Source organism: Ensifer sp. Root423 (genome assembly GCF_001426275.1).
Taxonomy (GTDB): domain Bacteria; phylum Pseudomonadota; class Alphaproteobacteria; order Rhizobiales; family Rhizobiaceae; genus Ensifer; species Ensifer adhaerens.
Genome location: NZ_LMEG01000010.1, coordinates 134960 through 135213 on the forward strand (window position 1 = coordinate 134960; position 254 = coordinate 135213).

The following is a 254-nucleotide window of genomic DNA, read 5'->3' on the forward strand; positions in this document are numbered from 1 at the left end:
GACCGCGCCATCCTGGTTGAGACCGAAGACCAGGTCGAGCCGCTCGCTGTCGCCAAGATCGTCAAGGGTGTGGCCGAGGCTGAACAGCCGGGCCTGATYATCGTGGGCAAGCAGGCAATCGACGACGATTCGAACCAGACCGGCCAGATGCTGTCCGCCCTGCTCGGCTGGGCGCAAGGGACCTTTGCCTCCAAGGTCGAGATCGGCGATGGCAAGGCAACCGTGACGCGCGAAGTCGACGGCGGTCTGCAGAC

1 pseudogene is annotated in these 254 nt (G+C 64.8%); it reads left to right on the forward strand.

The annotated features are described in order from the left end of the window. Window positions 1-254, forward strand: a pseudogene (locus ASD01_RS12115) (adenine nucleotide alpha hydrolase family protein); the annotation flags it as partial.